At 55.0% G+C, this 8,046-nt stretch carries 10 protein-coding genes and 1 pseudogene; 8 read left to right on the forward strand and 3 right to left on the reverse strand.

The genetic code is table 11. The features are described from left to right. The coding region (locus IKE44_RS01700) for a YlbG family protein (protein WP_287464830.1) at nucleotides 1–123 on the forward strand (123 nt) is incomplete at its 5' end. 37 nt (nucleotides 124–160) lie between these two features. Here the strand turns inward: IKE44_RS01700 and IKE44_RS01705 are convergent. Next, nucleotides 161–550, reverse strand: coding sequence for a DUF7147 family protein (locus tag IKE44_RS01705; RefSeq protein ID WP_033010264.1), 390 nt, complete (start codon nucleotides 548–550; stop codon nucleotides 161–163). Between the two features lie 358 nt (nucleotides 551–908). On the opposite strand from IKE44_RS01705, the gene rsmD reads away from it, so the two are divergent. Beyond that, a complete protein-coding gene (rsmD, locus tag IKE44_RS01710; protein WP_287464826.1) occupies nucleotides 909–1,517 on the forward strand; it encodes a 16S rRNA (guanine(966)-N(2))-methyltransferase RsmD in 609 nt (202 codons plus the stop codon). Then, nucleotides 1,483–1,977 carry a pantetheine-phosphate adenylyltransferase gene (coaD, locus tag IKE44_RS01715; protein WP_033010262.1) on the forward strand — a complete coding sequence of 165 codons (495 nt, stop codon included), beginning with the start codon at nucleotides 1,483–1,485 and terminating at the stop codon, nucleotides 1,975–1,977. Before rsmD ends, coaD begins: the two co-directional genes overlap by 35 nt. 139 nt (nucleotides 1,978–2,116) lie before the next feature. Here coaD and ylbJ read toward each other — a convergent pair whose 3' ends face one another. Continuing rightward, nucleotides 2,117–3,352, reverse strand: coding sequence for a sporulation integral membrane protein YlbJ (ylbJ, locus tag IKE44_RS01720; protein ID WP_033016179.1), 1,236 nt, complete (start codon nucleotides 3,350–3,352; stop codon nucleotides 2,117–2,119). Between the two features lie 133 nt (nucleotides 3,353–3,485). On the opposite strand from ylbJ, the gene IKE44_RS01725 reads away from it, so the two are divergent. Together IKE44_RS01725 and IKE44_RS01730 are read left to right on the forward strand one after the other, a co-directional pair. Further along, nucleotides 3,486–4,274: a patatin-like phospholipase family protein gene (locus IKE44_RS01725; RefSeq protein WP_049624348.1), complete on the forward strand. Its 789-nt coding sequence runs from the start codon at nucleotides 3,486–3,488 to the stop codon at nucleotides 4,272–4,274. After that, the gene (locus IKE44_RS01730; protein ID WP_033016176.1) at nucleotides 4,271–5,290 is read left to right on the forward strand and encodes a SepM family pheromone-processing serine protease; all 1,020 of its coding nucleotides are present in this window, start codon (nucleotides 4,271–4,273) and stop codon (nucleotides 5,288–5,290) included. Before IKE44_RS01725 ends, IKE44_RS01730 begins: the two co-directional genes overlap by 4 nt. On the opposite strand, the gene IKE44_RS01735 is transcribed toward IKE44_RS01730, so the two are convergent. Beyond that, a complete protein-coding gene (locus IKE44_RS01735; RefSeq protein ID WP_033016174.1) occupies nucleotides 5,263–6,483 on the reverse strand; it encodes a nucleotidyltransferase in 1,221 nt (406 codons plus the stop codon). The genes IKE44_RS01730 and IKE44_RS01735 overlap by 28 nt on opposite strands. Nucleotides 6,484–6,810: 327 nt before the next feature. Between IKE44_RS01735 and IKE44_RS01740 the strand changes: the two genes are divergently transcribed. The 3 genes and pseudogenes from IKE44_RS01740 to IKE44_RS01750 form a co-directional block, all read left to right on the forward strand. Continuing rightward, entirely contained in the window at nucleotides 6,811–7,359 is a 549-nt protein-coding gene (locus tag IKE44_RS01740; RefSeq protein WP_033016171.1) for a YceD family protein, read from the forward strand. A 138-nt stretch (nucleotides 7,360–7,497) separates the two neighbouring features. Next, complete coding sequence (gene rpmF / locus IKE44_RS01745; RefSeq protein ID WP_011230605.1) at nucleotides 7,498–7,671, forward strand: 50S ribosomal protein L32; 174 nt, start codon at nucleotides 7,498–7,500, stop codon at nucleotides 7,669–7,671. Between the two features lie 251 nt (nucleotides 7,672–7,922). Continuing rightward, nucleotides 7,923–8,046: pseudogene (locus IKE44_RS01750) on the forward strand (IS110 family RNA-guided transposase); the annotation flags it as partial.

Below are 8,046 nucleotides of genomic sequence, written 5' to 3' on the forward strand. Positions count from 1 at the left end.
ATGAAAAAACTGGCGGCGCTCCCGTTCGTCAAACTCGTTGAGCCGTCGTATCGTCCGTTTTTAAAGCTGGAGTTTGAATCGAAAGGGGAGAAAGAGAAAGACTCCCCGTATCCGCTTGGATGAAAGAAAAGAGCGGGCCTTAGCCCTGCTCTTTTTTTGGCTATTGGAGCGGCGGGATGAAGCGGTTCATTCGCATAATGCCGATTAAGTGCTGATAATATAAGTCGAGTTCCGCGAACATCGTTGACGGCTTGACGTCGAGATGGATGACGCCAAAGCCAAGCTCTTTCGCGGTTTCCGCAAACAAATCGTACCGTTTGTTCGGTTTGACGGAGGGATCGGGAACACCTTCACGGCAAATGTAAAGCGGTTGAAAGTCGCCCGGGTCGGTTGGGTGGAGCACAACAACCAAGGAGACGACCGCCTGGCCTTTTTTCACCGTATGGAAAGCAAAAAAGCCGGATAAACGGTGGCGGTTGGCGCGCGCCAGCTCCATCAGCTCATATATATCGGAATAGCCTTCGCCAAGTTCGATAAAACGCTGGATCATGTACGGTCCTCCTTGCGATCATCGTCCATTCATAACTTTACCGGCCCATTGCAGAAATTGCAATCAAAAAAAAACCTTGCGGACAAACGATCCGCAAGGCCCTTTCCAATTCCTTGCCTCCGCGCGGGGCGGAACAGGGAACGGAAAGAAAAAGAAAAGGGAGAGGAGAAACCGGAGGAAGAACTTATGGGGAAACGTAAGTCTTCTCCGTCATTGGCAACAACGCCATCTACGGTGTTGCCATTACTCATTATGGACGGTTTTCTGATTTCTATACACGCGGCTATGAAAAATTCTCAAGTTTGACTATAATAAACATGATAAGACGACCATGAAAACAACGAATTAGGTGAACGCAATGAGAGTCATTTCCGGAACATGCAAAGGTCGGCATCTGCAAGCGGTTCCAGGATTGTCGACGCGGCCGACGACCGACAAGGTGAAAGAAGCGGTTTTTAATATGATCGGTCCGTATTTCGCCGGCGGCATCGGCCTCGATTTGTTCGCCGGAAGCGGCGGCTTGGGCATCGAAGCGCTTAGCCGCGGGCTTGAGCGCGTCATTTTCGTCGATCATGACGGAACGGCCGTGCAGACGGTCCGAAAAAACGTTGCCGCCTGTGGACTTGAGCGCCGGGCGGAAATTTACCGCAACGACGCCGAGCGGGCGTTGAGGGCGGTGGCGAAGCGAGGCCTGCGCTTTTCCGTCATCTTTCTCGATCCTCCGTACAAGGAGAAAAAGTGGCCGGCGCTGTTATCGTTTATCGACAATCACGATTTGTTGGAGGACGATGGCGTTGTCGTTGCCGAACATTTGGCTGAGGTCGAGCTGCCGGAAGAAGTCGGCCGCTTGAAGCAGTGGAAGCGGGAAACATACGGCATCACCGGCGTCACTATTTACCGCCGGACTGACGAACAGAAAGGGGACGAACGCGATGGCGAGCATTGCCGTTTGCCCGGGGAGCTTTGATCCGGTGACATACGGGCATTTGGATATTATCAAACGGGGGGCAAAAGTATTTGACAAAGTTTATGTGGCGGTGTTAAACAATTCCTCGAAAAAGCCGCTGTTTACGGTTGAGGAGCGGATGGAGCTGCTGCGCGAGGTGACGCGGACGCTAGAAAACGTGCATGTCGAATCGTTTCACGGCCTGCTTGTTGACTATGCCCGCAGCAAAAACGCCAACGCCATTTTGCGCGGTTTGCGCGCGGTGTCTGACTTCGAGTATGAAATGCAAATTACATCGATGAACCGCGTCTTGGACGAGAACATTGAAACGTTTTTTATGATGACGAACAGCCAGTATGCGTTTTTGAGTTCAAGCATCGTCAAGGAGGTCGCTAAATATAACGGCGACATCTCCGAACTTGTGCCGCCGGTTGTCGAGGCGGCCCTGAAGCGGAAATTCGCCTCGATGGCCGCCGATTGACGGCTAGGAAAAGGCTGTTCTGTCCAAGGGCGGAACCGATCCGCCGATCCCTTATTTTGCCGGCGGAGAAGCGGGATGCAAAAGCATCGAGAGCCGCCCCGGCGGCCGGATGGCGCCGCGGGGCCGGCAGCGCGGGCAGTCACAAGCGTCCGCGCGTTTTGTTGCTTGCGTTGGCGGCGAGCCATATATAAAGGCACAGAAACAGCATCGTGGCCAGTGGCCCATAGTGCTGCAGCCATTGCCATCTTTCGTGCCAGACGCTCTCTGCGGCGGCGTGCCAAAACACCGGAATATTGCCGGTTTCGTTGCCTGCCGCCCGAAGGTACAACGGCTCCCAAAGCAAATATGTAAATGAAGCCGCAAAAACTCCATGCAGAAAACGGGCGATGAAAAACGGTTGAAAGCGGATGTTGGCCTCAGCGAGAATGCTGGCCACTTGCGCTTGAACGGAAAAGCCACCGAAAGCCAAGACGAAGCTGACGGCCACCGCCTTTTCCAGCAGCTCGGCTTCATCTGTCTGGCTGATCATTTGGCTGCCGAGCGTAATTTCAAACAACCCGGAAAAAATCGGAATATCAAGCTGCTCCGGAAGCTGGACGAGCCGGAGCAGCTGGCGCAGCAAGGGGGCGAGCTGCTCGGTCAAGTGCATCATATACAACAATTGGTTGACGACGGAAAAGAGAATAATAAAGCCGCCGATCATCAACAACGTTTGAACGGAAGAGTGGACGGCATCGCCGAGCAGCTTGCCAAGCGGCTGTTCATTCTTCAGCCGCGTTTTGTGGAGCGTGCGCAGCGCATACGGGAGCGAAAACGAGCGCGGCCGCCGCTTCGGCTGCCCCCGTTCTTTCCGGATGCCGTGAAAGCGCATCACTAGTCCGACGGCAATGTTCCCTAAATAATGGGAGACGGCCAGCAACAAACCAAGCTGCGGATTGTTAAAAAACCCAGCTGAAACAGCCCCAAATATAAATAGCGGGTTGGAAGAATTGGTGAACGAGGAGAGCCGCTCGGCCTCGATGGTCGACAGTTGTTTTTCTTGATACAGGCGGGCGGTCAGCTTCGCCCCCGACGGGTAGCCGGATGCCATCCCCATCGCCCAGGCAAACCCGCCGACGCCTGGGACGCGAAAAAGCGGGCGCATCAGCGGCTCCAGCAAGACGCCGAGAAAGCTAACGACGCCAAAGCTGATGAGCAGCTCCGAGACAATGAAAAACGGCAGGAGCGACGGGAACACGACTTCCCACCACATATTTAACCCGCGAATGGATGCTTGGAGCGACTGTTTTGGATAACAAATGAGCGAAAAGGCGAATAACGTCACAGCGGAAGCGAGCAGCGCCGTTTTTAGTTTCGCTCTCCAGTTTCGCTTCAATGTTCTCCCCCCTTTTTTTGCCGTGCGGCCTTGCGCGGTACAACCTCATATAACCTAATATACGAGCATAGGGGGGCGGTTTAGACCATAAAATGAAAGCGAGGGAGCGCCGTAGCAAAGGGGGGGGAGAATCGTGCCGCCGAAGATCGGATTGGCGCTCGGGTCAGGGGGCGCGCGCGGATTTGCTCACCTCGGCGTATTGAAAGTGCTACAGGAGGAAGGAATCCCTATTTCTTATTTGGCGGGCAGCAGCATCGGCGCGCTTGTGGCTGTCCTTTATGCGAGCGGCCACGGCCTCAGCCGCCTTTATCGGCTCGCCAAGTCGTTCCGGCGCAACGATTTTCTCGATTGGACGGTGCCGAAAATGGGGCTGATCGCCGGTGAGCGCATCACCGAATTCATTCGTTTGTTGACGAAAGGGAGGCGGATTGAAGAGCTTTCTCCGCCGGTGGCGGTCATCGCCGCTGATTTGCAGACGGGGGAAAAAGTCGTGTTTCGGCAAGGGGATGCGGCCCAAGCTGTGCGGGCGAGCATCTCGATCCCCGGCATTTTTGTGCCCGCGGCGGTGGACGGGCGGCTGCTTGTTGATGGCGGTGTCGTGGACCGCGTGCCGGTATCGGTCGTTCGGGCGATGGGGGCCGATCTTGTCATCGCGGTCGATGTCGTCCCGTTGAACAAAGAGGCGGAAATTGCCTCGCTTGTGGATGTCATTTGGAAGAGCCTTGATATTTTGCAAGCCGAGCTCGTCGCCCATCGGGAACTCGCCTCGGACGTGATGATCCGGCCGCGCGTAGAGCAATACAGCTCGCGGGCGTTCACCCATATCGAAGACATTATTGCCCGCGGCGAAGAGGAAGCGCGGAAACAAGCCGGGGCGATCCGCCAAGCGATTGAACAGTGGAAGGAGCCAAAGCACCAATGAAGAAACGAACGTATATAGCGGCGTTTTTCTTTGGCGCCGTCCTTGCCGTTTTGCTTATTTTTATGAAATTGCCGTATTACGTGACGATGCCGGGAAGCGCGCAAAAGTTAACGCCGCTTGTTCATGTCGAGCACGGCGACCGCGATGCGGGGGCGTTCATGTTGACGACGGTCCGCATGGGGCGGGCGAACGTCATCGCGTACTTGCTCGCCCATATCCGCCCGTTTTATGAGCTGCATCCGGTTGAAGAGATTAAACAGGAAGGGGAAAGCGACAAAGAATATACGATGCGTCAGCTAGAACTGATGGAACAGTCAAAGGAAGCGGCGATTGTCGTCGCTTACCGGCACGCTGGGAAGCCGGTTTCATATGAGCCGAAAGGTGTGTATGTGATGAACGTTCTCCCTGACATGCCGGCGGAGGGACGCTTGCAGGCCGGCGACCGCCTCGCCGCGCTCGACGGCCGGCCGTTGACAACGTCGGAGCAAATCATCGACTACATTCGGAAGAAAAAAGAGGGAGACCGCGTCCGCATCGCGTTTGTCCGCGAGGGGGAGCGGCGGGAGGTCGAGCTCCGGCTGAAGCCGTTCCCGCACCATCCAAACCAAATCGGCCTTGGGGTGACGCTCATGACCGATTATGACGTCCGCACCGACCCGCCGGTTGACGTTGACTCGGAACAGATCGGCGGTCCGTCGGCGGGGCTGATGTTTTCGCTTGAAATTTACAATCAGCTCGTTGAAGAAGATATGACGAAAGGCCATAACATTGCCGGCACCGGAACGATCGACATTCATGGACAAGTCGGCCCGATCGGCGGTGTTTCACAAAAAGTCGTGGCCGCTGACCGCGCAGGGGCGGAAGTGTTTTTCGCTCCGAATGAACATGGCTCCCCGTCATCGAACTACCGGGAGGCGGTGCAGACCGCGAAAAAAATCGGGACGAACATGAAAATCGTCCCGGTCGATACGTTTGAAGATGCGATCCGTTATTTGCGCTCCATGCCGGAAGCGTAAATGGGGATCGTTGCGTATTCTTCTTTGAGCGCGGCGCTGTACAGCGGCTCAGGAAGGGCGGCTGCATAGACGGCGGCCGCCCTTTTTTCTTGCTCGTAAAGCGGATCGCCGTTCAATTTAGCCGCTTTCGTAATCAGCGGCAGCGCCAGCTCTTTTTTCACCCGCTGCAAGTAGCGGCGGCCGGTTTCGCTCATGCCGAGCAGCCTGATGTATGTAGGATCGGATGTCTTCGTTTGTTCTTCCTTTGTGAAGTTGGTCAGCACGTGCGCGCACATTCGCTGCAGCCTTGTCCACGTGTACCGTTTCGTTTTGACGGCGGCGATGAAAGAAGCGAACGTTTCGGCAACGGTAATTTTTTCCTTCAACCGGTGCTCCACGCCTTCCTCGATTCCGGCCGTGCGGCGCAGTTCCTCCTTGGTTGCCGTCAGCAGCCGATACTTCAAGAGCGGAAAATACGCTTCCCAATCATGCCAGCGCCCATACGTTTGCCGGTATTGGCGCAGCTGCTCGAGCGTCGTTGGAGGGACGTATGGCGCAATCGACGCAAGCTGCCCAGTTTGTCGCAGCGTCTTTCGCACGCTTGTGGCGCTGGCGATCGATGGATGGGAAAACGACTCGTCATGATAGCCAGCGGCGAGGCGGGGAATCGTGCGCGGCATGATGGAGAGCTTGTGCCGCCAAATGGCTTTCACGTAGGCTAATCCGAGCACGTTGTTTGGCTGCGCCAAATCAAGCGGGACGGAGCGGAGCTGATCCCACGCCTTGGCATTCGCTTTCGGAAAGCTTTGCCCACGCTGAAGTTCGGCGCGGACGAGGGCGTCAAACTCCTCTTTTTGCGCAAACAACGTCTTCGCGGCGGCTAAAAAAGCAGCAATGTCGCCGGATTCGCTCCCAAAGCAAAGCTCTTCGCAGCCGAGGGCATCGAGCAGCCGCACCGCTCCATCGGCAAATCGCTCCGCCGCCTGAACGGCGAAGGCATATGGCAGTTCAATGACGAGATCGACGCCGGCTGCCAGCGCCATTTTGGCCCGCGCCCATTTTGAAACAATGGCCGGCTCGCCGCGTTGCAGAAAATTTCCGCTCATGACGGCGACGAGGCAGTCCGCTCCTGTCTTTTCACGCGTCTCTTGCAAGTGATATCGATGGCCGTTATGAAATGGATTGTACTCGACGATCACGCCAACAGCTTTCATGGCCGCTTCCCCCCATGGAACGGACGTGGCTCGGCGCTGAAACGATGGCTCGTCATAAGCGCACCTCCTGTCTCTCATCTAGTATGGAACATGCGGCGGTAAAGATCAACCTAGGAAGGGCGTCGTGATGTTGTCGTCCGGTTTTGGCGGAACGCGTCGAGCCGCCGGAGGCATATGTGCATGCAAGTAACAGAATTTAGAAATAATGGAAGTATGCCTTTCCTGTTGCCTCTTCTTTTTTCAGGCGTCCGGATGGTTGTAAAGAAAAAACATTGACAAAAATAGAAACGGAACGTATAATTTTATTCGTTGCCTTGAGGTGATTGTATGAAATGGACGGTTCAACAGCTTCACCGTTTTCAGCACAAGGAAATGGCGATTGACGAGACGGTTGACGTGTCTGATTTGAAACAAATCGACACGTTGATCCGTGATATTTCGCTTGTCCGCGTTCAAGGGAAAGCGGACGTCGGTTCGACAAAGTTTACATTTCATTTGACGCTGTCAGGAACGATGGTATTGCCGTGTTCGCGGACGCTCGTCGACGTGACACACCCGTTTTCCATCAAGACGACGGAAACGTTTTTTGTTGATGGCGGCGACGTCGCTGAAACGGATGAAGACACCCATATCGTAACTGGAAACACGGTTGATTTAAACCCAATTATTCGCGAGCTCATCCTGCTTGAAATCCCGTTGCAGCTCATCGCCGACAACCCGGGGGCTGACGGGGCGCCGCAACACGGGGAAGGATGGGACGTTCTCACGGAAGAACAATGGGAAAAAACGCTGGAAGAGCGGGCGGCGAACAAGGTCGACCCTCGTCTGGCAGGATTGGCTAAGTTTTTTGATGGAACGAAAGAAACTGATGGCTGACCGGCGTTGCCGGCCGATGGCGCCGACCAGAACGCGCACCGTCCGGCAGCTGCCTTGCCTGCCGGCGGACTGCCTTGAACAAGCGGCTGCCCGTCGGCAGCGATACGCTGAATGTGCCGGACAAGGAGGTGGAAAACGATGGCAGTACCTTTTAGAAGAACATCGAAAACGAGAAAACGACTGCGCCGTACACACTTTAAACTGCAAGTGCCGGGCATGGTGCAATGCCCGAACTGCGGCGAATGGAAATTGGCGCACCGCGTCTGCAAAGCATGCGGTACGTACAAAGGAAGAGATGTCGTCAACAAATAATGGCCGACATCAAGCGACAGGCTGTCCGAAAAGCGGGCAGCCTTTTTTATTGGCAGTGAACAATCGACAACGTACGTCCACGCGTTTGTTTTTTTCGCTGCTGGCAGGAAAAAAGGGGGGACGATGACCAATTGTCATAAAATAAAGGAGCATTCCCGTTAGGAGCTTTTCCGGGGACTTGATCAAAAAAAGCCCTCTTGGTATGATGCAGGGGTGTCAAACAATTATCATCATGCCAAGGAGGACTTCAGATGAATTGTACACAAAACTATAAAATTGATCAAGTTACGGAACAAACGCTTGTCGTGGGCATCGATATCGCGAAACGAACCCACTACGCCTGCTTCGTGGATGACCGGGGGCGCGTGCTTCGCA

Origin of the sequence: Geobacillus sp. (assembly GCF_017515625.1) — a bacterium.
In the GTDB taxonomy this organism is placed as follows: Bacteria; Bacillota; Bacilli; order Bacillales; family Anoxybacillaceae; genus Geobacillus; species Geobacillus stearothermophilus.

What these genes read in the sequence shown, in the direction of transcription:
- IKE44_RS01705 (WP_033010264.1), bottom strand. Translation starts at nt 550, where the DNA reads ATGATCCAGCGTTTTATCGAACTTGGCGAAGGCTATTCCGATATATAT.
- rsmD (WP_287464826.1), top strand. Translation starts at nt 909, where the DNA reads ATGAGAGTCATTTCCGGAACATGCAAAGGTCGGCATCTGCAAGCGGTT.
- coaD (WP_033010262.1), top strand. Translation starts at nt 1,483, where the DNA reads ATGGCGAGCATTGCCGTTTGCCCGGGGAGCTTTGATCCGGTGACATAC.
- IKE44_RS01730 (WP_033016176.1), top strand. Translation starts at nt 4,271, where the DNA reads ATGAAGAAACGAACGTATATAGCGGCGTTTTTCTTTGGCGCCGTCCTT.
- IKE44_RS01735 (WP_033016174.1), bottom strand. Translation starts at nt 6,483, where the DNA reads ATGAAAGCTGTTGGCGTGATCGTCGAGTACAATCCATTTCATAACGGC.
- IKE44_RS01740 (WP_033016171.1), top strand. Translation starts at nt 6,811, where the DNA reads ATGAAATGGACGGTTCAACAGCTTCACCGTTTTCAGCACAAGGAAATG.
- rpmF (WP_011230605.1), top strand. Translation starts at nt 7,498, where the DNA reads ATGGCAGTACCTTTTAGAAGAACATCGAAAACGAGAAAACGACTGCGC.